Source organism: Citrobacter sp. Cf118 (assembly GCF_030334095.1).
GTDB classification, from domain to species: Bacteria; Pseudomonadota; Gammaproteobacteria; order Enterobacterales; family Enterobacteriaceae; genus Citrobacter; species Citrobacter freundii.
In genome coordinates, this window is the sequence record NZ_JAOWES010000088.1 from 597,464 (window position 1) to 617,749 (window position 20,286).

Annotated in this window: 29 protein-coding genes; 7 read left to right on the top strand and 22 right to left on the bottom strand. The window is 49.5% G+C overall.

Features of this window, described 5'->3' with window-relative positions; genetic code table 11:
• Position 1: 1 nt before the first annotated feature.
• Positions 2–1,060 carry a molybdenum ABC transporter ATP-binding protein ModC gene (gene modC, locus OGX67_RS22975; protein ID WP_286527352.1) on the top strand — a complete coding sequence of 353 codons (1,059 nt, stop codon included), beginning with the start codon at positions 2–4 and terminating at the stop codon, positions 1,058–1,060.
• On the opposite strand, the gene OGX67_RS22980 is transcribed toward modC, so the two are convergent.
• A complete protein-coding gene (locus OGX67_RS22980) occupies positions 1,061–1,879 on the bottom strand; it encodes a pyridoxal phosphatase (protein ID WP_257651727.1) in 819 nt (272 codons plus the stop codon).
• Between the two features lie 165 nt (positions 1,880–2,044).
• On the opposite strand from OGX67_RS22980, the gene pgl reads away from it, so the two are divergent.
• Positions 2,045–3,040: a 6-phosphogluconolactonase gene (pgl, locus tag OGX67_RS22985; RefSeq protein WP_086503856.1), complete on the top strand. Its 996-nt coding sequence runs from the start codon at positions 2,045–2,047 to the stop codon at positions 3,038–3,040.
• A gap of 57 nt (positions 3,041–3,097) precedes the next feature.
• Here pgl and OGX67_RS22990 read toward each other — a convergent pair whose 3' ends face one another.
• Positions 3,098–4,048 (bottom strand): LysR family transcriptional regulator, encoded by a 951-nt coding sequence (locus OGX67_RS22990; RefSeq protein WP_096889509.1) that lies wholly within the window; start codon positions 4,046–4,048, stop codon positions 3,098–3,100.
• Positions 4,049–4,226: 178 nt separating this feature from the next.
• Here OGX67_RS22990 and OGX67_RS22995 point away from each other — a divergent pair, with 178 nt between their 5' ends.
• The 3 genes from OGX67_RS22995 (at position 4,227) to OGX67_RS23005 (ending at position 9,246) form a co-directional block, all read left to right on the top strand.
• On the top strand, positions 4,227–5,279 hold the full coding sequence (locus OGX67_RS22995) for a 4-oxalomesaconate tautomerase (protein WP_268043597.1): 1,053 nt from the start codon (positions 4,227–4,229) through the stop codon (positions 5,277–5,279).
• An 83-nt stretch (positions 5,280–5,362) separates the two neighbouring features.
• Positions 5,363–6,796 carry an anion permease gene (locus tag OGX67_RS23000; RefSeq protein ID WP_257651726.1) on the top strand — a complete coding sequence of 478 codons (1,434 nt, stop codon included), beginning with the start codon at positions 5,363–5,365 and terminating at the stop codon, positions 6,794–6,796.
• Positions 6,797–6,984: 188 nt separating this feature from the next.
• Positions 6,985–9,246, top strand: coding sequence for a hydratase (locus OGX67_RS23005; RefSeq protein ID WP_257651725.1), 2,262 nt, complete (start codon positions 6,985–6,987; stop codon positions 9,244–9,246).
• Positions 9,247–9,299: 53 nt separating this feature from the next.
• Here the strand turns inward: OGX67_RS23005 and OGX67_RS23010 are convergent, their stop codons facing one another.
• The 20 genes from OGX67_RS23010 to OGX67_RS23105 all read right to left on the bottom strand — a co-directional run bounded on the left by OGX67_RS23010 (position 9,300) and on the right by OGX67_RS23105 (position 19,555).
• Positions 9,300–10,583, bottom strand: coding sequence for a putative acyl-CoA thioester hydrolase (locus tag OGX67_RS23010; protein WP_054528678.1), 1,284 nt, complete (start codon positions 10,581–10,583; stop codon positions 9,300–9,302).
• Between the two features lie 126 nt (positions 10,584–10,709).
• Positions 10,710–11,780, bottom strand: a complete 1,071-nt coding sequence (locus OGX67_RS23015) for a tyrosine-type recombinase/integrase (protein WP_286527358.1) — start codon at positions 11,778–11,780, stop codon at positions 10,710–10,712.
• Entirely contained in the window at positions 11,758–11,976 is a 219-nt protein-coding gene (locus OGX67_RS23020) for an excisionase (RefSeq protein WP_060682554.1), read from the bottom strand. The genes OGX67_RS23015 and OGX67_RS23020 overlap by 23 nt, the downstream gene beginning before the upstream one ends.
• A gap of 121 nt (positions 11,977–12,097) precedes the next feature.
• Positions 12,098–12,307 carry a hypothetical protein gene (locus OGX67_RS23025; protein WP_286527366.1) on the bottom strand — a complete coding sequence of 70 codons (210 nt, stop codon included), beginning with the start codon at positions 12,305–12,307 and terminating at the stop codon, positions 12,098–12,100.
• Between the two features lie 9 nt (positions 12,308–12,316).
• A complete protein-coding gene (locus OGX67_RS23030) occupies positions 12,317–12,556 on the bottom strand; it encodes a DUF4222 domain-containing protein (protein WP_286527369.1) in 240 nt (79 codons plus the stop codon).
• A gap of 198 nt (positions 12,557–12,754) precedes the next feature.
• A complete protein-coding gene (locus tag OGX67_RS23035) occupies positions 12,755–12,970 on the bottom strand; it encodes a TraR/DksA C4-type zinc finger protein (RefSeq protein WP_286527372.1) in 216 nt (71 codons plus the stop codon).
• 2 nt (positions 12,971–12,972) lie between these two features.
• On the bottom strand, positions 12,973–13,236 hold the full coding sequence (locus OGX67_RS23040) for an XkdD/Y8K6 family phage-associated protein (protein ID WP_286527374.1): 264 nt from the start codon (positions 13,234–13,236) through the stop codon (positions 12,973–12,975).
• Between the two features lie 95 nt (positions 13,237–13,331).
• Positions 13,332–13,883 (bottom strand): phage N-6-adenine-methyltransferase, encoded by a 552-nt coding sequence (locus OGX67_RS23045; protein ID WP_286527377.1) that lies wholly within the window; start codon positions 13,881–13,883, stop codon positions 13,332–13,334.
• Positions 13,880–14,341 (bottom strand): hypothetical protein, encoded by a 462-nt coding sequence (locus OGX67_RS23050; RefSeq protein WP_286527601.1) that lies wholly within the window; start codon positions 14,339–14,341, stop codon positions 13,880–13,882. Before OGX67_RS23050 ends, OGX67_RS23045 begins: the two co-directional genes overlap by 4 nt.
• Positions 14,338–14,961 (bottom strand): lambda exonuclease family protein, encoded by a 624-nt coding sequence (locus OGX67_RS23055; protein ID WP_069219605.1) that lies wholly within the window; start codon positions 14,959–14,961, stop codon positions 14,338–14,340. The genes OGX67_RS23050 and OGX67_RS23055 overlap by 4 nt, the downstream gene beginning before the upstream one ends.
• Entirely contained in the window at positions 14,958–15,704 is a 747-nt protein-coding gene (gene bet / locus OGX67_RS23060; protein WP_286527380.1) for a phage recombination protein Bet, read from the bottom strand. Before bet ends, OGX67_RS23055 begins: the two co-directional genes overlap by 4 nt.
• Before the next feature lie 18 nt (positions 15,705–15,722).
• The gene (gamL, locus tag OGX67_RS23065) at positions 15,723–16,007 is read right to left on the bottom strand and encodes a host nuclease inhibitor GamL (RefSeq protein WP_286527383.1); all 285 of its coding nucleotides are present in this window, start codon (positions 16,005–16,007) and stop codon (positions 15,723–15,725) included.
• A gap of 70 nt (positions 16,008–16,077) precedes the next feature.
• The gene (locus OGX67_RS23070; RefSeq protein WP_410028854.1) at positions 16,078–16,287 is read right to left on the bottom strand and encodes a cell division protein FtsZ; all 210 of its coding nucleotides are present in this window, start codon (positions 16,285–16,287) and stop codon (positions 16,078–16,080) included.
• Entirely contained in the window at positions 16,287–16,445 is a 159-nt protein-coding gene (locus OGX67_RS23075) for a hypothetical protein (RefSeq protein ID WP_191228937.1), read from the bottom strand. The genes OGX67_RS23070 and OGX67_RS23075 overlap by 1 nt, the downstream gene beginning before the upstream one ends.
• 147 nt (positions 16,446–16,592) lie before the next feature.
• Positions 16,593–17,189: a hypothetical protein gene (locus OGX67_RS23080; RefSeq protein ID WP_286527403.1), complete on the bottom strand. Its 597-nt coding sequence runs from the start codon at positions 17,187–17,189 to the stop codon at positions 16,593–16,595.
• Between the two features lie 158 nt (positions 17,190–17,347).
• Positions 17,348–17,620 carry a hypothetical protein gene (locus OGX67_RS23085; protein ID WP_286527404.1) on the bottom strand — a complete coding sequence of 91 codons (273 nt, stop codon included), beginning with the start codon at positions 17,618–17,620 and terminating at the stop codon, positions 17,348–17,350.
• A 44-nt stretch (positions 17,621–17,664) separates the two neighbouring features.
• Entirely contained in the window at positions 17,665–17,925 is a 261-nt protein-coding gene (locus OGX67_RS23090; RefSeq protein WP_286527407.1) for a hypothetical protein, read from the bottom strand.
• Between the two features lie 20 nt (positions 17,926–17,945).
• Positions 17,946–18,194 carry a transcriptional antitermination N peptide gene (locus tag OGX67_RS23095; RefSeq protein WP_137397778.1) on the bottom strand — a complete coding sequence of 83 codons (249 nt, stop codon included), beginning with the start codon at positions 18,192–18,194 and terminating at the stop codon, positions 17,946–17,948.
• A 324-nt stretch (positions 18,195–18,518) separates the two neighbouring features.
• A complete protein-coding gene (locus tag OGX67_RS23100; protein WP_241656764.1) occupies positions 18,519–18,926 on the bottom strand; it encodes a hypothetical protein in 408 nt (135 codons plus the stop codon).
• Positions 18,923–19,555: a LexA family protein gene (locus tag OGX67_RS23105; protein ID WP_071701410.1), complete on the bottom strand. Its 633-nt coding sequence runs from the start codon at positions 19,553–19,555 to the stop codon at positions 18,923–18,925. Before OGX67_RS23105 ends, OGX67_RS23100 begins: the two co-directional genes overlap by 4 nt.
• A 102-nt stretch (positions 19,556–19,657) precedes the next feature.
• Between OGX67_RS23105 and OGX67_RS23110 the strand changes: the two genes are divergently transcribed.
• On the top strand, positions 19,658–19,873 hold the full coding sequence (locus OGX67_RS23110; RefSeq protein ID WP_071701411.1) for a helix-turn-helix domain-containing protein: 216 nt from the start codon (positions 19,658–19,660) through the stop codon (positions 19,871–19,873).
• A gap of 108 nt (positions 19,874–19,981) precedes the next feature.
• On the top strand, positions 19,982–20,281 hold the full coding sequence (locus tag OGX67_RS23115) for a CII family transcriptional regulator (RefSeq protein ID WP_003833662.1): 300 nt from the start codon (positions 19,982–19,984) through the stop codon (positions 20,279–20,281).
• Positions 20,282–20,286 lie beyond the last annotated feature (5 nt).

Sequence of the window (20,286 nt, forward strand, 5' to 3'; positions counted from 1 at the left end):
CATGCTTGAACTTAATTTCTCCCAGACGCTGGGGACGCATTGTCTGACGCTCAACGAAACGCTGCCAGCCAGCGGCATCACCGCTATTTTTGGCGTTTCCGGTGCGGGCAAAACCTCACTGATTAACGCCATCAGTGGTCTGACGCAGCCGCAGTCCGGGCGCATCGTGCTCAACGGTCGGGTCTTAAACGACGTCGAGAACGGTATCTGTTTAACGCCGGAAAAACGCCGGGTGGGCTATGTTTTCCAGGATGCGCGCCTGTTCCCGCACTATAAAGTGCGCGGCAACCTGCGTTACGGAATGGCGAAAAGCATGGCCGGACAGTTTGATAAGCTGGTGGCGTTGTTGGGCATTGAACCGCTGCTTGACCGTCTACCAGGCGGTCTTTCTGGCGGTGAAAAGCAGCGTGTCGCCATCGGTCGGGCGCTGCTGACCGCGCCTGAGTTATTGCTGCTTGATGAGCCGTTAGCCTCGCTGGATATACCGCGTAAACGCGAACTGCTGCCTTATCTGCAACGCCTGGCGCGGGAAATTAATATTCCGATGCTGTACGTCAGCCACTCGCTTGATGAGATTTTGCACCTGGCAGATAAAGTGATGGTGATGGAAAACGGGCAGGTCAAAGCGTTTGGTTCGTTGGAAGATGTCTGGGGCAGCAGCGTGATGCACCCCTGGCTGCCTAAGGAACAGCAAAGCAGTATTCTGAAAGTCAGCGTGCTGGAACATCATCCACACTACGCGATGACCGCGCTGGCGCTTGGCGATCAGCATCTGTGGGTCAACAAGCTGGAGCAACCGTTGCAAACCGCGCTGCGTATTCGTATTCAGGCCTCTGATGTTTCATTGGTACTGCAACCGCCGCAACAGACCAGTATTCGTAATGTTCTCCGGGCAAAAGTCGCGCAATGCTATGACGATAACGGTCAGGTGGAAGTTCAGCTTGAGGTGGGCGGTAAGACGCTGTGGGCGAAGATCAGCCCATGGGCCAGGGATGAACTGGGTATCAAACCTGGCCTGTGGTTGTACGCGCAAATTAAGAGCGTATCGATTACCGCCTGATTACAGCAGGTGAGAGTAGATAAATTTCGCGATGCTGTCGGTGGTGTTATCACCAATCACGATGTTGGCGCGGGCTTTGACCGCGTCATCCGCGTTGCCCATGGCTACGCCGGTGCCTGCGGCTTCCAGCATGCTGATATCGTTAAAGTTATCGCCAAAGGCAATCACGTTTTCCATTGACCCGCCCTGTGCTTCGATCCACTGGGTCAAGCGTCGTCCTTTACTGTTGCCTTTACGGGCAATGTCGACCTGATCGTGCCAGGACCATTCACACTCCAGCCCCAGCTGTTGCTCGACATACCGGCCAAACTGCTGCAGTTTCGGAATATCTTCGTCGGTCAGAGCAAATTTCCAGACGGCGTTAACGTCATGCGCCGCCTGCGCCAGCGAAGGAACCTGGGTGAAGGTCGGGCGCTGTTCCGGCGGCAGCGTTTGTGCCCAGTTAGCGGTACGCACTACATGCCCGGTAGGGCGCTCATACAGCATGGCCTCATCCACATACATCAGCCCGTGGATCTGATGTTCATCCAGCATTTCGATCAGCTGTAATGCCTGGTCTACCGGAAGGGGATCGGATTCCAGCACCTTTTTTGCTTTATAATCATACAAATAGGTACCGTTACAGCAAATTGCAGGTGTATCCAGCGCCAGTGCCTGATAAAAAGGATGAATAGCAACGTGATGGCGACCTGTGACAATGATAAGTTGGTAGCCTGCTTCTCTGGCGCGCGAGAGCGCTTCGAGAGAGGATGGCAGCAAGGTTTTTTTCGGGGTCAAGAGGGTACCGTCTAAATCCAGGGCAATCACGCGTGCGGTCATAGGTTTATCCAGATTAAGGTTGAGAATTATGTCTGTTGGAATGGTACACCGAGACGGGAGCCGGACAAAATTCTGAGCCTTAATTAAGCATTCACCGTTAAAAGCGTCTACCTTAGGCGTGTGTCAGGCAATTGCAGCCACCTGCCAAAAAGCAAAGGAGTATTCATGAAGCAAACCGTTTATACCGCCAGCCCTGAAAGTCAGCAAATCCACGTCTGGAGCCTGAATCACGATGGTTCTCTGACGCTGACACAGGTGGTTGATGTGCCGGGTCAGGTACAGCCGATGGTCGTCAGCCCGGATAAGCGTTACCTCTATGTTGGCGTGCGCCCGGAGTTTCGCGTGTTGGCTTATCGTATTGCGCCTGATGACGGTGCGCTGACCTTCGCGGCAGAGTCTGCGCTGCCGGGTAGCCCGACGCATATTTCTACCGATCATCAGGGACGTTTCGTGTTCGTGGGTTCTTATAACGCTGGCAGCGTGAGCGTCACGCGTCTGGAAGATGGTCTGCCGGTGGAACTGGTTGACGTGATTGAAGGTCTGGATGGTTGCCACTCAGCCAACATCTCTCCGGATAACCGTACCCTGTGGGTTCCGGCGTTGAAACAGGATCGTATCTGCCTGTTTGATGTAAGCGATGATGGCCATCTGGTCGCGCAGGAACCGGCTGAAGTGACTACCGTGGAAGGCGCGGGCCCGCGTCATATGGCGTTCCATCCGAATAAGCAATATGCCTACTGTGTGAACGAACTGAACAGCTCTGTTGATGTCTGGGAGCTGAAAGATCCGTACGGCAAAATTGAGTGTGTACAGACGCTGGATATGATGCCTGCAGATTTTGCTGATACCCGTTGGGCAGCAGATATTCATATCACACCTGATGGGCGTCATCTGTATGCCTGTGATCGCACCGCCAGCCTGATTACGGTCTTTAGTGTGTCTGAAGACGGTAGCGTACTGACTAAAGAGGGTTTCCAGCCTACCGAAACTCAGCCACGTGGTTTTAATATCGATCACAGCGGAAAATACCTGATTGCCGCCGGGCAAAAATCGCACCATATCGCGGTGTATAAGATTGCAGGCGAACAAGGACTGTTGACAGAGAACGGTCGTTACGCGGTAGGACAAGGCCCGATGTGGGTGGTGGTTAACGCGTACTAAAACGTCAGGTGTTACAAACGATCCGCAATCTTGTGAAGATTGCGGATTTTTTTATGTTTATTCAACAAGCGGTAGATTTTCATGACGTTCAGCAACGGATGTCCAAAGACAGTCTTTGTCATCTGCCCATAAATTAAGCAGAAGAGAGAAGAAACGTTCAGCGGGAGGTGAGAGAATAGCGTCTTTACGCCGAATAACTCCCAGTGTGCGTCTAATAACAGGCTCAACCAGTGGGATACCTGTCAGGGTGGGATGCGGCGTTTGCGGCATTGCTAACCCTGGTAACGCAGAAACGCCCAGTCCAGCTTCAACCAGTCCCAGCGAAGTGGACAGATGACGAACCTCGTAAAACCAGTTCAACTTCCACGGTTTATCGGCCAAATGTTGTTCAATCAATAATCGGTTACCGCTTGAGGAGCGAACGCCTATCAATTTGTAATTCAGCAATTCCTGCCACTCCACCAACTGTTTATTGGCGAGTGGATGATCGCGCCGACAGGCCAGAACAAACGGTTCATTAACCAGTGGAGTGAACTCGATAGAGGAATTTGTGATGTTGTTCATATTTATTCCAAAATCAGCCTCATTGCAAAGTACGGATTCCATACAATTATTCGTACCTTGCTCAATAATTCGCACTTTGATATTGGGATACCGCTCATTAAATTTTCCTATTGCCAACGGCAAGAAATAGAAAACTGCGGTAGGAATACAGGATAATGTCACTATGCCATGATGATGAACATTCACATTACTAATATTAAAAATAGTTTCATCTAATGCCCTAATTAATTCTCTGGCTTCAGGTAAGAGCATCTTTCCTGATTTTGTTAATGTGACTTTGCGGGTTGTTCTTTCAAAGAGTTGAGTGTGTAAATACTCTTCCATCTTTTTAATCCTGCGTGTTAATGCAGGTTGCGTAATATTAAGTAACTTGGCGGCATTGTTAAAAGAATCGGACTCTGCCAGTGTGACAAACGCCTTCATGCTTGATAATTCGTGTTTCATTCTGACTCCGGACTAAATCGGGGAAGCCCCTGTCTAAGATGAAAGTGTTCAGTGTATCTGCAATTCATAATTTTTAATTAATAAAAATAAATCACTAATTACGAAAATGAAGTCATTAGTCACCCTAATCATGACATGCAACTATGTACATAGTGAAAATAATATCGAGATCATAATCATGAAAAAAATACCTTGCGTTATGATGCGCGGAGGAACCTCCAGGGGCGCATTTTTATTAGCACAAGATCTACCGCAAGAAGAAAAACTGCGTGATGAAGTATTGATTAAAATTATGGGTTCTGGCAATGCGCTGGAAATAGACGGCATTGGTGGTGGCAATCCGTTAACCAGCAAAGTAGCGATCATTAGTCGTTCAAACGACCCGAAAGCTGATATCGATTATTTATTTGCTCAGGTATTGGTGCATGAGCAACGGGTCGATACCACGCCGAACTGCGGCAATATGCTTTCCGCCGTTGGCGCGTTTGCTATTGAAAAGGGATTAATTAATGCCGCAACGCCGACCACCCGCGTTCGTATTCGCAATGTAAACACCAACACGTTTATCGAAGCTGATATACAGACACCAAACGGCGTTGTTGAGTATGAAGGAACAGCAAGAATTGACGGTGTCCCGGGAACATCGGCCCCGATTGCATTGACGTTCCTGAATGCCGCAGGTTCTAAAACCGGGCATATTTTTCCAACGGGCCAACACATCGATTATATCAACACCGTTCCCGTGACCTGTATGGATATGGCGACACCTGTCGTAATTATTCCTGCCGAATACCTGGGGAAAACGGGTTATGAATCCGCGCAAGATTTAGATGCAGACCGCGAATTATTAGCGCGCATCGAGTCTATTCGTTTACAGTCCGGTGAAGCTATGGGCCTGGGAAATGTCAGTAATAAGGTTATCCCTAAACCTATTCTCATCTCGGCGCCTCAGCACGATGGCGCAATTAATGTTCGCTATTTTATGCCGCATTCTTGCCATAAAGCACTGGCAATTACTGGGGCGATAGCTATCGCCAGTAGTTGTGTCATTAATGGTACTGTTTCGCGTCAGGTAACGGCAGGTGCACATTACGGGAATATCACTATCGAACATCCTGGCGGCACTCTTGATATTCATTTAACCAATGAAGGGGATGAACCTGCAGCCCTCAGAGCTTCGGTTATTCGTACCGCCAGAAAAATATTCGCTGGTGACGTTTACCTTCCCTGACAGCATTGACTTCATTTTGCTGTGATTACGGAAAATCGGAAAAACATTCTGTACTTAATATACAGATTACCCAGGATTAAAAAATGAACGTTAAATCATTATGGAAGCTAATATTAATATTAGCGATCCCCTGTATTATCGGTTTCATTCCCGCCCCGGCGGGGTTAAGTGAACTAGCGTGGGTGTTGTTTGGTATTTATCTTGCGGCGATTGTCGGGCTGGTGATCAAACCGTTTCCTGAACCGGTGGTATTATTGATTGCTGTTGCCGCTTCAATGGTGGTTGTCGGAAATTTAGGCAGCGACGTACTTAAAACCAGCAGCGTGCTGAGTGGCTATGCTTCCGGTACGACATGGCTGGTGTTCTCCGCGTTTACTTTAAGCGCTGCTTTTGTGACGACGGGACTGGGCAAGCGAATTGCCTATATTCTGATTGGTAAAATAGGTAACACCACGCTTGGACTGGGCTACGTGACCGTATTTCTTGACCTGGTATTAGCCCCGGCAACACCGTCAAATACGGCGCGTGCGGGAGGCATTGTCTTGCCCATCATCAATAGCGTGGCGGTGGCGTTAGGCTCTGAGCCGGACAAGAGCCCCCGACGCGTCGGCCACTACCTGATGATGACGGTGTATATGGTCACTAAAACGACCAGCTATATGTTTTTTACTGCGATGGCAGGAAACATTCTGGCATTGAAGATGATCAACGATATCTGTCAGTTACAACTAAGCTGGGGAGGATGGGCTCTTGCAGCAGCTTTGCCTGGACTGGTTATGCTGTTGGTAACGCCTTTAGTCATCTATTTTATGTATCCACCTGAAATTAAAAAGGTTGATAACAAAACTATCGCAAAAGCCGGGCTTCAGGATTTAGGGCCAATGAAAGGGCGCGAAAAAATGCTGCTGGGCATTTTCGTCCTCGCGCTATTAGGATGGATCTTTAGTAAAACTCTCGGCGTTGATGAATCAACGGTTGCCATTGTAGTAATGGGGACGATGCTTTTGTTTGGCGTAGTCACCTGGGATGATGTGGTTAAAAATAAGGGCGGCTGGAATACCTTAATCTGGTACGGTGGTATTATCGGTTTGAGTTCGCTGTTATCGAAAGTGAAATTCTTCGATTGGTTAGCCGAACTCTTCAAGAATAACCTCGACTTTGGTAACCACGGCAATGTTGCGTTCTTTGTTATTCTCTTTTTGAGCATTATTGTTCGTTATTTCTTTGCCTCTGGCAGCGCCTATATTGTGGCAATGATGCCGGTATTTGCCATGCTGGCGAACGTTTCTGGTGCGCCACTGATGTTAACTGCATTGGCATTACTCTTTTCTAACTCTTACGGCGGTATGGTTACCCATTATGGCGGCGCCGCGGGACCGGTTATTTTTGGCGTTGGATATAACGACATCAAATCGTGGTGGCTGGTCGGCGCAATGCTGACGTTCTTGACGTTCCTCGTCCATATTACGCTGGGTCTTTGGTGGTGGAATATGTTGATTGGCTGGAACATGCTCTAACTATACCCGTCATACTTCAAGTTGCATGTGCGTTGGCTGCGCTCGCTCACCCCAGTCACTTACTGGAGTAAGCTCTTGGGGATTCGCTCCCTTGCCGCCTTCCTGCAACTCGAATTATTTAGGGTATAAATTACATCGTTCATTGGTTGTCTGTGCTCTGGTTGGAGCACAGCAATGTGGAGTATCTAATGATTAAATTATATGAGAAAGGGATTTACCTCTCCGGTAATAATGAAATTATCGCTGAGGATGGGGTGTCTGAACCAATCTGTAAAGAAGAGGCGAAGAAAGGAACTATCGCGTGGTCGATTCTCTCAGAGCATAATACGTCCGGTGACATGAATAAGCTAAAAATTAAGTTTGATTCATTAGCCTCACACGATATTACCTTTGTCGGTATTATTCAGACCGCTAAAGCATCAGGAATGGAGCGCTTTCCTTTACCGTACGTTCTGACGAACTGCCATAACTCATTATGCGCGGTAGGGGGAACAATTAACGGTGACGATCATATGTTTGGTCTGTCTGCGGCACAGCGTTACGGCGGAATCTTTGTGCCGCCACATATTGCCGTCATCCATCAGTACATGCGTGAAATGATGGCCGGGAGCGGCAAAATGATCCTCGGCTCAGACAGCCACACGCGTTACGGCGCATTAGGCACGATGGCGGTAGGAGAAGGGGGCGGTGAGCTGGTCAAGCAGCTGTTAAACGATACCTGGGATATTGATTATCCTGGCGTTGTGGCCGTTTATCTGACCGGCAAGCCTGTTGCGGGCATCGGCCCGCAGGATGTGGCTTTGGCTATCATTGGCGCGGTGTTTAAAAATGGCTACGTCAAAAATAAGGTCATGGAGTTTGTCGGCCCTGGCATTCGCCATCTCTCAACGGATTTTCGCAACAGCGTTGATGTAATGACCACCGAAACCACCTGCCTGAGCTCTGTCTGGCAAACGGATGATGAAACTCGCAGTTGGCTGGCATTACACGGTCGCGAACAGGATTATCGCCCGCTCAACCCGCAGCCGATGGCCTGGTACGATGGGTGTATTTATGTCGATCTGAGTGCGGTTAAGCCGATGATTGCGCTGCCATTCCATCCAAGTAATGTCTATGAGATTGCTACACTCAATGAAAATCTGACGGATATTCTCCGGGAGATTGAAGTTGAATCTGCGCGAATCGCGCAAGGTAAAGCCAGCCTCTCGTTGTTGGATAAAGTGGAGAACGGACGCTTAAAAGTACAGCAGGGGATCATTGCTGGATGCTCGGGCGGCAACTTTGAATACGTGATTGCTGCGGCGCAGGCATTACGTGGTCAATCCTGCGGTAATGATGCTTTCTCGCTGGCTGTCTACCCCTCATCACAGCCGGTGTTTATGGATTTAGCGCAGAAAGGTGTCGTAACGGATTTACTGGGAGCGGGGGCCGTCATCAGAACCGCATTCTGTGGTCCATGCTTTGGTGCGGGCGATACGCCAATCAACAACGGTCTTAGCATCCGCCATACCACGCGCAACTTCCCTAACCGTGAAGGCTCGAAACCGGGCAATGGTCAAATGTCAGCCGTTGCGCTGATGGATGCGCGATCAATTGCGGCTACGGCAGCAAATGGAGGATTTCTCACTGCCGCGACGGATCTGGACTGCTGGGAGGCTGTACCTGACTATGCGTTTAATCCTGCGCCATATAAGAGCCGCGTATACCAGGGGTTTGTGAAAGGGGCCACGCAACAGCCGCTCATTTACGGCCCGAATATTAAAGACTGGCCGGAACTGGGCGCGTTAACAGAAAATATTCTGCTGAAAGTGGCCTCAAAAATACTTGATGACGTGACAACAACGGATGAGCTTATCCCGTCCGGAGAAACCTCTTCGTATCGTTCCAATCCTTTGGGGCTGGCGGAATTTACCCTTTCCCGACGCGATCCCGGCTATGTTGGCAGAAGCAAGGCGGTCGCTGAACGGGAAAAACAACGTCAGGCGGGTGACGTTAGCGAACTGGCGTCCGTTTTCGCACGCATCCAGCAGATTACCGGTCAGGAAAACACGCAACCACTGGAGACTGAGATTGGCAGCATGATTTATGCCGTCAAGCCTGGTGATGGTTCTGCGCGCGAGCAGGCGGCAAGCTGTCAGCGAGTGATCGGTGGGCTGGCAAACATCGCCGAGGAATATGCCACCAAGCGTTACCGTTCCAATGTCATTAACTGGGGAATGTTACCGCTACAAATGGCTGAGAAACCCTCTTTTGAGGTCGGTGACTATATCTATATTCCTGGTATTCGCCGTGCGCTGGATGAGTGCAGCCACGAGATAAAAGCGTACGTTCTTCATGCTGATGGCGCGATGCGTGAAATCAGCTTGTATATGGAAAGCCTGACCGCCGAGGAGCGTGAGATTATTAAAGCGGGGAGTTTGATTAACTTTAATAAATCGCGTTTGGTGTAACGCCATAAAAAAGGTCGCCAGCGTAAATATGGCGACCTTTTTTTACTCTGGGATTACTGCTTCGGCTCGGCAACCACTTTGCTACCGATACCGCGGTTGTTGTATTCCCACATGCGGTTGAAGTTGGTGTCGTTCAGGTTGCGCTGGATTTCACCTTTGTCATCTTCCGCACCGGTATTACCGGCAAATGGGCGTTTTGCGATAACGCTGTCAGCCCATGGTTTTGCCATGTTAAAGCCTTCGTTAATCACGCTGTCACGGATAACGACCTGACCGTTAGTGTTGGAATCGACATCCAGCGATCGGCCTAACTGCGCCACGCCATCGCCGCTTGCCGTGAAGCGGCTATTAATCGCCAGGAAACCGTAGTAGATGTTTGACAGAGTAGCCGGTGCGAACACATAGGCTTCCTGCTGGGTACGGGAGTTCACTACACGGAAATCGGTGTTATCGAACACCACGGCGCCGCGACCGGAAACAATATCCACATCGCCTTCAATGTAGCTGTTGGTAACCAGCGTACGCGGCTGACGATCGTTTTCCAGGCGGTTTTGTACGCCGCTGTTGGTTACAAAGAACGTATTCTGACGACCCAGAATATTGACCTTGTTGATCTGCACTTTATCACCATCGGTACGCAGTGCAACGGCCGGGTGGTTGCCTGCATCAACGCTATCACCCAGGTTGTTTTCGATGGTCAGGTTCTGCAATTGCAGACCGTTGTTTTGCGACCAGACGACGGCAGAACACATCACACCAATATTTGTGCCACGTTTGTTCTGGCAATTATCAAACATATACCACGCAGGTTTACCCGGCATATATTTACCGCCTGGGTTCACCGTACGACGCCAGTCTGCGGTGCTCATGTCACCGTCAATGGCCTGGCCAATTTTTACATCCAGCGGTTTTTCGCCCATACCGTACAGCGTCAGGCTACCCGTTGCTGCCGGGATGTATACCGTGCCCTGATACTCGCCCGGCATAATCGCGATGTACTGACGTTTGTTTGTACGTTTGATGATTGCCGCATCCACCGCAGCCTGAATGCTGGTATGGGTTACGCCCTGAGTGCCTGCCGGGCCAACGACGAAGTCAGGTTGTGCAGGCAGAGAAATTGAAGAAGGGCTCCATGGCGCGGTGTTTGGCGTCAGCGCGGAAAAATAGTGCGCAGCAACGAAGTTTTTCGCTTCATTGGCCGACAAGATCGGGCGCGAAGAGGTACCTGGCGCGGTCTGATCGGAAGGAATTTGATCGGGCGGCGTAGAGCTACAGGCGGTCAGCGTCACGCCAAAAGCCATTGCCAGCGCCAGACGGGAAACTGATGATATGTTCACAGGTTGCTCCGGGCTTTGAAAGTTATCCATTAAAGCCTGCTTTTTTATACTAAGTTGAACCTAAAAAAAAGCAAGCTACATCAAGTTGTTACGATGGCAAGGTCACAATCAGTCAAAATTAAATCATTATCGCATTTCAATCTTGTCCCACTCCTTGCCTCTGTCATTGCGATATTGTGATGCCATGCTGTCCGACTTATGCCCGAGAAGGTGCTGAGCAAAATCCTTGCCAATCTGCTTCTCATAGAGTCTGGCTGACAAACTACGCAATTCATGAAAAGTCGGTGGCTCTCCATCAAACAGGAGTCCAGACGCTTTTCGTGCGCGCATAAAATACCGTGATATCGTTCCCGATGAAAGAGATTCGCAACGTGTTGATGCGATAATGGTTTCACCTTTCAGTGATTCTTTGCATTTTTTAAGGGTTTCATCAAGAGATATCCCCAGCGATTCGGCATGTAGCTTTACCGGAATGGCAAGCCTGGAACCCGTTTTTTCCTGTTCAACATAAATGTATCCATCCCTGATATCTTCCCATTTCATCCTGCACAAATCACCGACCCTTTGACCGGTTACCACCGCCAAATCCATAGCCAGAGTAACCCACGCTGGCAACGAATTTGCCGCGTTGCGTATCTGTCGATACTCTTCAGTAGTGAGTCGCGTTCGTTTGACTTCTGATTTCGCCGCCCGCGTTGCGGTGACAGGGTTAGTGCTAATGTGTCCCTCTGCTATTGCCTCTCTGAAAATGTCGCTCAGAGTTGACCTGATTAGCTTTGCTGTTGCATTTTTACCTTCTTCAACATAGCCGTTCAAAACCTCAGCTATGGTTTTTGTTGTGATTTCAGATACCGGAACATCACGTATCTTTTCTCGTATTGCCTTCAGCTTGCTTCCGTAATCGGTAAGCGTCTTTTGCTTGAGCCCTCTGGTTGAAAGAATGACCTCGTAACGATCTAGCCAGGAATGCATTGTTACAACATTTTCAGCGTTGATTCTTACTGACAATGAGTTGCGTTCCTGACAAGAAAACAAGTCCATGTTAGCCTGTATTGCTTCAGATATAGCTATCCTCCTGTCTCTACCAAGCCCGTACTCCTTGCCCGTTTGCGGGTTTCTGAAGCAATAGTATCCATTGTTTCTGATGTACAGGTTTGGTGGTAAATCTCTCCGGCTATGGCTTCTGCGCCTTCCCATTCTTTATCCTCTTAACAAGACTTCCTGTTGCAACTTTATTGCGGTTAATTTTCACAGCCTTCTCATGGAACAAGTATTCTCTTCCATCCTTTTCAGGTGGTGGGTAGATAAGGCAATCGCGAACCCATCGGCGAACTGTTTCAAGGCTTCTTGGCCTGCGTTGTCTGGCGTTCCATTCAGGTAGGGTTAAGTACATAGCTTTTCCTTGTAAACATCACGCAACAAAAAATAATGCCCTCACACCGGAGGGAAAATGGGGGATAACGTGGCAGTGCATTCGCACCCAATAGCCAGCTCGTAACTGGCTATCAGTTGCGTCAATCTTCAAGCTGGATGTAGCCTTCTTCCGGGTAATCAGCGCAGCACGCTCGCAGCCCTTCATATTGAACCTGGCCGTCATCGCCATGAATTACGCCGTTGTCGATGCTGATCTCTGTTTCCTCATCAATCTGGGACTCCTCCGGCGAGCTACACATCAGCCCGGCGAAACAGGCAATTTCGTAAATCTGCTTAGTCGTTAAGTTCATAATCTCTCCTCATGCCGCACGCATAGCGCGAAGGCGTTTTAAGTGTTCTGCTGTTTCTATTTCTTCGGCGATCCGCTCTGCCTGTGCTTTGGTCAGCGGCTCGAACTCTGATTGGAAGAGTCCCATACTGGCGATGCAGGTGCGACCGTTGCGGATGTAGTGGATGACTTCGTGAGTGGCGCGGATGATTTTGCAGGGTGCGCCGTGGAGATCCGCATAAAAGCTACCGGGTAGAATCAGTCTGAACATTGGCTAACTCCTGAGTGCGCTTTAATTCCTCTCGGTATGCTGCAACCTCTCTCGCTTTCCTTTTCTGTCTCGGCGATGGCTTTGCGTGCTCCCATACAAATGGGTAATTGCTTCCCCAAACCAGCCAGCGCCTGTTGCTTATCCGATACGTGTCTCTGATATGAACACCAAGCAAACGCCTTGCTTTGCGATTATTCATCACATCCTCCGATTCCGCTTTTCTTCGTCTTCCTGACAACTCACGCACTTCTTACAGCCCGGAAACGCATCTCGACGCTCAGGAATTAGCGAATCACCGCATTCCTCACAGTGCGTTGCTGATACTGCTGAGTGGTTGAGTCTGTGAGCCTGAATAGCATGGTCGCGCATCATCTCTTCGAGAGCGCTGGCCTGATCGATGATTTCTGATGTCATAGCTATTCCTCACCGGTAGCCTTGATGATTGCACGCTCTGTCTGGTACAGAAGCTCTTCAGTGGGGTTCAACGACTTTTCTTTGCTGTTGTATCCGGCTGCATAAAGTTGATTTCTCATCCGAATACATGCCTCCAGTAATTCAGGCGCTGCGCTGGCTAATTTCCTTTCTTGTTTGGTTGCGTTCTCAGTAGAAAACAGGATGTGACCTTCCGTTACATCAACGATGTAATCTTCATCAACATCCCAATGCTTTGCATCTTTCATATCTCACTCCATGAACTGTCGGTTAATTCGGTTGAAGGTGAACGCGAGAAAATAAAAAGGCCGCATTAGCGACCTTGTGATTCGTTTGGTTAGCGTCATGCAGCCTCCCGTCGAGCGAGAAGTTTCGCTCCGAAAGTCATTAGCTCGTCCCGCTCAACAGTTGCGAAGTGGCAGTGTGTACGCGGGTACGGATGCCAGATGATGAGCATCGATCCTTTATTGTTGCCGCTGACCGGCTTACCGGTGACCGGGTTGATAAATGCCAGCCGCCCGGCGGTGATGAAGCGAACCTCGCTGGCTGTCTCGATTGCCTCACGGAACCAGCCGACGGACGTATCAGCCGGAACAAGCATTACCGTGCCGATCTGATTGGTGCTCTCGGCAGCGGCCTTCTTAACGAACGGCGTGATGTCGCTGTATGGTGGGTTTAGCCAGACGTATCCTGGAATGCTCAGGCAATCAGTCCATGGTGTTTCAAGTGTGTTCTGCTCGGCGGTGATGAACTTCCTGCACAGCGCGTTATTCGGCGCTGCGGCGGCATCCAACTGGAAACAGAACTCAGCATCAAGGGAGGCGAAGAGGGCTGGTGGAGTGCGCCAGAGGTCGCGCTGATCCGCTGGGGTATTACTTCCGGTGTAATCGGTCATGAATCCTCCCGTTCCGGATCGTTAACATCCCAGCCATTACGCTCAATATTGGTTTGCAGTCGCTTATCTCCGACCTCTTCGATACTCCTACCGGTAATCTCTGCTACTTCTGCGTTGGTGTAGCGCATGAGTATTGCTAACTCTTCCGTTGACCATTCACGCATAGTTAATCCTCCGGAGCGGGCCAGTGCGTTACGCTTGCTTCTGACTGAGGAAATGGAGCGACCGGTTGCCGTGGCTATCTCTTCCTCTGAGAAGCGGCCAAAGAGATGAAGCTCGGCTGGCGTCCATGGTCTGCCGGTCATCCTGCTGATAAGTGGTGCGCCGATACGTGATGCCTGGCGAGTGATTGCCGATTCGGAACGCTCAAGTTTTTCTGCGATAACCTGAACCGGCATTGTTCTGCCAACTTCATGCAGGAACAGGTTTTCCCACGGTTGCCATGCGACGCTGCTCATGCCGCTTTACCATGGCATTTTATTTTCTGGATCTCAGATTCCAGATCCGCAAGAAAGCTCTTAACTTCAGATTCGATTTCTCGCGCCAGTTCTTCATCGAAATTAATACGCTTCTTGAAATACGCGAGATCAGGCGGCAAGCGATCATCGAAACTAACGAAATCACACCATTTCCGCCCGGTGCACATCATCTGTGCATGCATTTGCAGCATGTACTGGCGCTTTGGCTCACCTGTTTTCAGCGTTTCAAGATGGGTCCAAGTGTTGGGGCATTTGATTTCGATAAGCCCGTCGTCGTTAACAAGTCCGTCCGGGCTGGCTGCGAATCCATAGATGGCTGGGTGATCGATGAGTCCAACTTCAGTGATTTCAGCATCGAACTCATTTAGCGCATACATCTCACGGGCTACTGGCTCCAGTTCGGTACCTCGCATCATCGCGGCATTCGAAAACCCTTCCTCCATCTTCCCGGTCAGCCGTTGGCAAATCAGATCTGCCATGTAGTTCTGGCGGCTGGCGGAGTAGCCAGACTTAGTACGGGCCATGACATCAGCCAGGCGACTGGCTGTGACCTTGCCGCAGCGCGCAGCAAACCATTCAGGGGTGCGTTGTTCCATCATTCAGCCTCCATCTCTGCGACATTGACAGGTTCGGCACTGTCGACTGCAAGACTCATGTCATACATGCGGCGCTTCTCAACTGCGCCGATCACCTGTTTCTCTTCTCCGCTTAACGCCACCCAGAACTCTTGATACTTGACGGTACCAAGACGCGCGGCAGACTCACCTTTTGCGATTAGTTCCGGGCGACGGCTATCTGATTCATAGCCCACGTGAACCTCTGCCGTTGTTCCTTCAATAACTCTCTCTGCCTCGTCCTGGTCGAAGATGCCAGCGAAACCAAAGGCCATGCGCGCGCACTGGATAAGCGTCTTGTGGCGAAGCATGCGGGTAGGGTGGGACTGCCAGGGTTGAGTATTACGTTTACATTCGCCCATGTACTCGGTGACGATGGTCGGGTGCTTACGGTCTTTGCGGTAAATCTTGCAGGTGCATGCGCCTTCTTCTTTGTCGTAAGAGAATTCCATGCCGTCAAACTGCGGGTGCTCGTTGATAATACGCGCCCATCCATCGACGCCGACTACCGGGACAATCCCGCCTTTATCGGGGAAGGCGTAAATCTCTTTGGTCCATGGGTTCAGACCGTACTGGTTGGCGACGATCAGCAGGGCTGTAAACTGTTCGTCCGTTACGTTGCCACCTTTAAACGCTGTATTCTTCAGCGTATTCATCAGGTCTGTACCGGCATCCATTCCGAGGCGTGCTGCCAGTTTCCCAGCCATGGTGGAAAGTGCAGTGCTCATTGTTAATCCCCTCAAAAATTAAAACGGGCAGCCGGTACGGTGTTCCCAGTCGTGCTCCGCCTGGGCGTAAGCAACTGCCGAAATGAAATCGTTGTAGACCTCGCCAGCTTTATCGCTGCGAAGTCCTTCGTATGGGCTGGAATCAATCGGGACCGTGAAGTGGAAGAGGCCGGACGGCTCTTTTGGCATCATGTCAATGATTTGCTGCGCCCGGTCGTCGATCCACTTCTCTTTCTCGTCAGTTAACTGCTGCTCGACCCAGCGACGATCCTCTATGTGGTCGTATGCGCGATATGCGGCCATGGGTTACTCCTGAAAATTGACGTACGTCACCCGGCACCGATGTGCTGCCAGATGGTTGAATGGGTGAGGGTTAGTGCTGAATGGGTTGCCCGGTGCCGTCGAGCAGAACGTCGATAACACAGTCACTGACCCGGATGATTTCGGCGTCAGTGTGCAGGTACACCCATTTGCGCTCGCGGATGACGGCAGATACGCGGTAGGTGCGGCCTTCATGCAGCGCCATCATGCCAGGCTCAATACACTGGCGAATGATAGGGGCGGTGCCGTAGTGAGAGCCGATCATGACTTACCCTCCACCTGCTGCAATAACCCGGCAATGTGCATCTGCCAGCGGTTCATTGTGATTTTCTCGCGAGGTTTATCGACTGATGAGAGCTGCCACTCGTTGTCGTTGAGCTTTTTGGCGGTGTACTGCTTGCCGTTGTGGGTGACTGTCATGATGCCTCCCGGGCGCGGAGCATTGCGTCGGCAATGAAATACGCATCTTCGGCTAATTCTTTGTACTGTGGTGAGTCCGGGCCTCCACCAAATGAGTGTCCATCCCATCTGCGCACAATGGCTGCCATAGCTTTAGCCGCAAAGTAGTCACGCAGATTGACTTCTTCTACGAATGGGATTCCCTTCGGCTTTCCGTTTTTCTCTATATTTTCGTTGCTGCTCGTTGTATTTTTCACGGTTAGATTTTCTCCAGTTGTTGATGGCTTCATCGCTGCATTTTTTGCAATGCGACTTGGTTTTCAGCTCGCCAGATCTGCCGGTATCCGCATAAAATTCAGTTCGGCTTTTGGGTGTTTTGCAGCAGGGGCAATATTTGTGGTCGGATGGGATATCTCGAAAGCTATCTCCCTGCATGTAAGCGTGTCTGGTATTGCATGAACGGCACACTATTCCAAACGAGCCATCCCTGTAGTGCTGAAGTGATGCGACTGATGACATCCCATCACCTGACAACCAATTCATCTGCCTGCCGCAATCTGGACAAATAAGGTCATCATCACAAAGCCCATGCAAAACTTCGTGAGAAGGTATGGCAAGTCCTCTCCTCTTAGCTAAAGACCTCATCTGTCCGAATCGATAATGCTTGGCGCATAAAAACTGATGGCCTTGCTTCCTTACTGCCACCTCATTGCATTCTGCTTTTCCGCATTCTCTCTCCGAGCAATCAATAACTGGATTACTCATAATCATCTCCGCGCTTAAGCCGCGCCGCTGAGCTAAAGACCTCTGCATGCAATTTTCATCGCTGCAAGAAATTAAGCGGTGGATAGCCGCCATTCATAACTAAGCGTCCTCTGAGAAGCCGCTGAGGTATGAGGCAATAAAAAACCCGCCGTAGCGGGTTATTCTTCTTCTTCACCGAGCAGTTGACTTAGCTGCTCTGGCGTAGGCTTTTTCCAGTTAAGGATTTTCCCGGTCTCGATATCGATATCAAGCTCCAGATAATCTCCATAGTGCTGTCCGGGAAAGCAGTCAGGAACATACTCATCCTCAATGTTTCGAACTGTATTCCCTGTCTCATCGAGAACATCTGCCGTAAACCTGTCGCACACCTTGATGCAGGTTTTTATGCGCTTAACATTTACCTCTTTTTTGAAGCTGACTTGCACTTCCATCGCCTTACCCTCTGTTTGTATCGTGAGCTAATAAAAAAGGCCGCCTAAGCGACCTGTGAATAATCTGATGGAGATAAGCTATCTTTGCTTAGCGTCTTGTAACGCTTACCGAGAAAGTCCGATCGCTCTTCAATGGAAAGCTCCCAAACCGGAATTAGTATTTTCTGGCAGAACAGACCGGTATCCATCGCATCCTGAGCTTCAGCAAAATACATAAAGCTACCAGCCAACTCATTTTTTACCCGCGATACCTGATCTGCTGTGCGGTAGCAGACCTTATAATTTGGAGCCAGAACCTTTCCCATTGCCTCACCTCATAAGTTAATTAACGCGCCGTAACCGATTTGCTGCTGCGATGACCGGCGGCGTAAAGCGCCACATCGGGCAAACATGCAGATCCGCCTGTATTGCTGTCACGCAGACTACCGAGCGAAGTGGCCCGGTCGACGCGACTCGTGTCATGCTTAACTCCCTGTAACGCGTTCTGAGCAGCCTCAGCGCGTCGTTTAGCCATCAGCTCGCCACGTTTCAGATAACGCCGTGTAACGCTGTTGCTTGCGATAAATTTGGTCATATGTCCTCCAGTGGTTGCTTTAGGGTGTGACGCTCAGGTGCTTATCTTCTGAGTTGCTGTCTATGCAGCTGCATTTCGTCACACTCCAAAGCGACTTCCTTTGGTCTCCCACAAGGGCGGGAGAAGTAACCCCATCAGTGTTAAAGAGCTGAGACTCAATTCCTTGTCTCGGTGGTGCGTCCTGCTGATGGGATAAATTTACAAGATAGTTTGTATTGTGTCTACAAGGAATATTGTATTTTTAGGCAATAAAAACAAACTCCGTTGTTTTTAAACGGAAAATAATTTGTTTTTATATTTTAGGAGATGGTGTTTGAGGGGGGATTAATTGGTGCATGTACCAGCTACATCACCAACAAATGCCTTGGTCGATGTGAGTTTCTGATAGCCAGGTATGTTCATGACTTTGGAGTACATAACCTTTTTGTCCTTGGTTACGGACCATGTTTCAACTGTTATTCCGCCGCCTGATTGGTAACTTCCTACCATGGTATTGCTAGACAGCGGAACGTAAGAAAGATCAGAAACAGATGATCCATCCATATTGGTTAATGACGCTATGTCTCCATTGATGGTTAGCTTGAAAGCAACGCCGGTCATCGCATCATCAATGAATGCATACCCGTCATCGCTAAATGAAGATTTACCTTGAAGTCCAGACACAATCCAGCAATCAGCATTTGATAGCGGAGATAGTGAAAGCAATGCCATAGCAATTATGTAATTTCTCATACGAATTTTACCCTTGCCTCCACCACGACACCGATGATCTTGCAGTTCCCATTTATGGGAATCATCGGCCACGCAGGATTCAGTCCTTTCAGGTATTTCATGCCACCATCTATGACTAATTTTTTAAATGTAGCCTCATTAGCATCGATCAGTTTGGCTACCACAAGGCTACCGTTAGATGGCTCTCTGCCAGTATCCACCAAAACAAGATGGCCTTCAGGTATGCTTTGACCTGCCGGTGATGTCATTGAGTCACCTTCAACTCTAAGCCAGAAGCCATCGCCTAGCATGTGGATGTCGCTGTCATACCATTCTTCAATATCTTTCAGATTATATGGCTCGCATGCTTCAGACCAGCATCCGGCACTTACCGCACTAATCAATGGATATTTTCCCTTTGGGTTATTTGGACCAGCATATTCTACATTGGCTTCAGGAGATCCATTCAAAAGCCAATCAACGCTAGTACCCAACGCAACAGCAAGCTCAGGAAGGAACCTTGGGCGCTTTGTTTTTCCGTTTTCAAGCTGCTCAATTGATTGCTGTGTTGTTCCTACTCTTTCGGCAAGCTCAACCTGGTTAAGTCCTAACTGAGTTCTTTTGCTTTTTACCCTGGAAGAAATACTCATAAACACCTCTGTAAAGTTACCTCCATGGTTACAAGAAAAACTGTAATTGACAAACAAGTTACTTTGTATGAAAATACAAGAAAGTTTGTAGAAGGAGGCATTATGCAAACATTATCTGAACGCCTCAAAAACAAACGAGTATCACTGAAAATGACCCAAACCGAGCTTGCTACAAAAGCCGGTGTAAAGCAGCAGTCAATCCAATTGATTGAAGCTGGAGTCACAAAGCGTCCTCGTTTCTTGTTTGAGATTGCAACGGCTCTTAACTGCGACCCTGTATGGCTGCAGTACGGAGAGAAAGACGGCAAAGCCGCTTAATTACCACCGCTCTTTAACATTGCTGCTCATCCTCTCCGCCCTTGTGGAGATAACAACTACGCATCACAGGATGCGCATTAACTATTTAACACACTAGGAATTTAACAAATGGAAAACTCAATTAACCGCAACAAGGTCAATGCCCGTCGCATTGAATCCTGGTTGCTAAACCGTATCGCCATGAAAGGTGGAAGCAACGTAGCTAAAGAGATCGGCGTGGATAAAGCGCAGATCACCCGCTGGAAAGAAAGCTGGCTGCCGAAGATGGCAATGCTCTTAGCGGTTCTGGAATGGGGTGTCGTTGATGACGATATGGCGCGGCTGGCAAGAGAAGTGGCTGCGGTGCTTACAAAGAAAAATCGCCCGGCGGCAACCGAGCGATCAGACCAAATCACGATGGATTTTTAACAACT

What these genes read in the sequence shown, in the direction of transcription:
- pgl (WP_086503856.1), top strand. Translation starts at nt 2,045, where the DNA reads ATGAAGCAAACCGTTTATACCGCCAGCCCTGAAAGTCAGCAAATCCAC.
- OGX67_RS23080 (WP_286527403.1), bottom strand. Translation starts at nt 17,189, where the DNA reads ATGAGTAATCCAGTTATTGATTGCTCGGAGAGAGAATGCGGAAAAGCA.
- OGX67_RS23005 (WP_257651725.1), top strand. Translation starts at nt 6,985, where the DNA reads ATGATTAAATTATATGAGAAAGGGATTTACCTCTCCGGTAATAATGAA.
- OGX67_RS23035 (WP_286527372.1), bottom strand. Translation starts at nt 12,970, where the DNA reads ATGACATCAGAAATCATCGATCAGGCCAGCGCTCTCGAAGAGATGATG.
- OGX67_RS23100 (WP_241656764.1), bottom strand. Translation starts at nt 18,926, where the DNA reads ATGAGAAATTACATAATTGCTATGGCATTGCTTTCACTATCTCCGCTA.
- bet (WP_286527380.1), bottom strand. Translation starts at nt 15,704, where the DNA reads ATGAGCACTGCACTTTCCACCATGGCTGGGAAACTGGCAGCACGCCTC.
- OGX67_RS23085 (WP_286527404.1), bottom strand. Translation starts at nt 17,620, where the DNA reads ATGGAAGTGCAAGTCAGCTTCAAAAAAGAGGTAAATGTTAAGCGCATA.
- OGX67_RS23025 (WP_286527366.1), bottom strand. Translation starts at nt 12,307, where the DNA reads ATGAACTTAACGACTAAGCAGATTTACGAAATTGCCTGTTTCGCCGGG.
- OGX67_RS23040 (WP_286527374.1), bottom strand. Translation starts at nt 13,236, where the DNA reads ATGAAAGATGCAAAGCATTGGGATGTTGATGAAGATTACATCGTTGAT.
- OGX67_RS23115 (WP_003833662.1), top strand. Translation starts at nt 19,982, where the DNA reads ATGGAAAACTCAATTAACCGCAACAAGGTCAATGCCCGTCGCATTGAA.
- OGX67_RS23015 (WP_286527358.1), bottom strand. Translation starts at nt 11,780, where the DNA reads ATGGGAAGGCGCAGAAGCCATAGCCGGAGAGATTTACCACCAAACCTG.
- OGX67_RS23075 (WP_191228937.1), bottom strand. Translation starts at nt 16,445, where the DNA reads ATGACAGTCACCCACAACGGCAAGCAGTACACCGCCAAAAAGCTCAAC.
- gamL (WP_286527383.1), bottom strand. Translation starts at nt 16,007, where the DNA reads ATGGCCGCATATCGCGCATACGACCACATAGAGGATCGTCGCTGGGTC.
- OGX67_RS23020 (WP_060682554.1), bottom strand. Translation starts at nt 11,976, where the DNA reads ATGTACTTAACCCTACCTGAATGGAACGCCAGACAACGCAGGCCAAGA.
- OGX67_RS23055 (WP_069219605.1), bottom strand. Translation starts at nt 14,961, where the DNA reads ATGATGGAACAACGCACCCCTGAATGGTTTGCTGCGCGCTGCGGCAAG.
- OGX67_RS23000 (WP_257651726.1), top strand. Translation starts at nt 5,363, where the DNA reads ATGAACGTTAAATCATTATGGAAGCTAATATTAATATTAGCGATCCCC.
- OGX67_RS22980 (WP_257651727.1), bottom strand. Translation starts at nt 1,879, where the DNA reads ATGACCGCACGCGTGATTGCCCTGGATTTAGACGGTACCCTCTTGACC.
- OGX67_RS23050 (WP_286527601.1), bottom strand. Translation starts at nt 14,341, where the DNA reads ATGAGCAGCGTCGCATGGCAACCGTGGGAAAACCTGTTCCTGCATGAA.
- OGX67_RS23090 (WP_286527407.1), bottom strand. Translation starts at nt 17,925, where the DNA reads ATGGGAAAGGTTCTGGCTCCAAATTATAAGGTCTGCTACCGCACAGCA.
- OGX67_RS22995 (WP_268043597.1), top strand. Translation starts at nt 4,227, where the DNA reads ATGAAAAAAATACCTTGCGTTATGATGCGCGGAGGAACCTCCAGGGGC.
- OGX67_RS23110 (WP_071701411.1), top strand. Translation starts at nt 19,658, where the DNA reads ATGCAAACATTATCTGAACGCCTCAAAAACAAACGAGTATCACTGAAA.
- OGX67_RS23045 (WP_286527377.1), bottom strand. Translation starts at nt 13,883, where the DNA reads ATGACCGATTACACCGGAAGTAATACCCCAGCGGATCAGCGCGACCTC.
- OGX67_RS23030 (WP_286527369.1), bottom strand. Translation starts at nt 12,556, where the DNA reads ATGTTCAGACTGATTCTACCCGGTAGCTTTTATGCGGATCTCCACGGC.
- modC (WP_286527352.1), top strand. Translation starts at nt 2, where the DNA reads ATGCTTGAACTTAATTTCTCCCAGACGCTGGGGACGCATTGTCTGACG.
- OGX67_RS22990 (WP_096889509.1), bottom strand. Translation starts at nt 4,048, where the DNA reads ATGAAACACGAATTATCAAGCATGAAGGCGTTTGTCACACTGGCAGAG.
- OGX67_RS23105 (WP_071701410.1), bottom strand. Translation starts at nt 19,555, where the DNA reads ATGAGTATTTCTTCCAGGGTAAAAAGCAAAAGAACTCAGTTAGGACTT.
- OGX67_RS23095 (WP_137397778.1), bottom strand. Translation starts at nt 18,194, where the DNA reads ATGACCAAATTTATCGCAAGCAACAGCGTTACACGGCGTTATCTGAAA.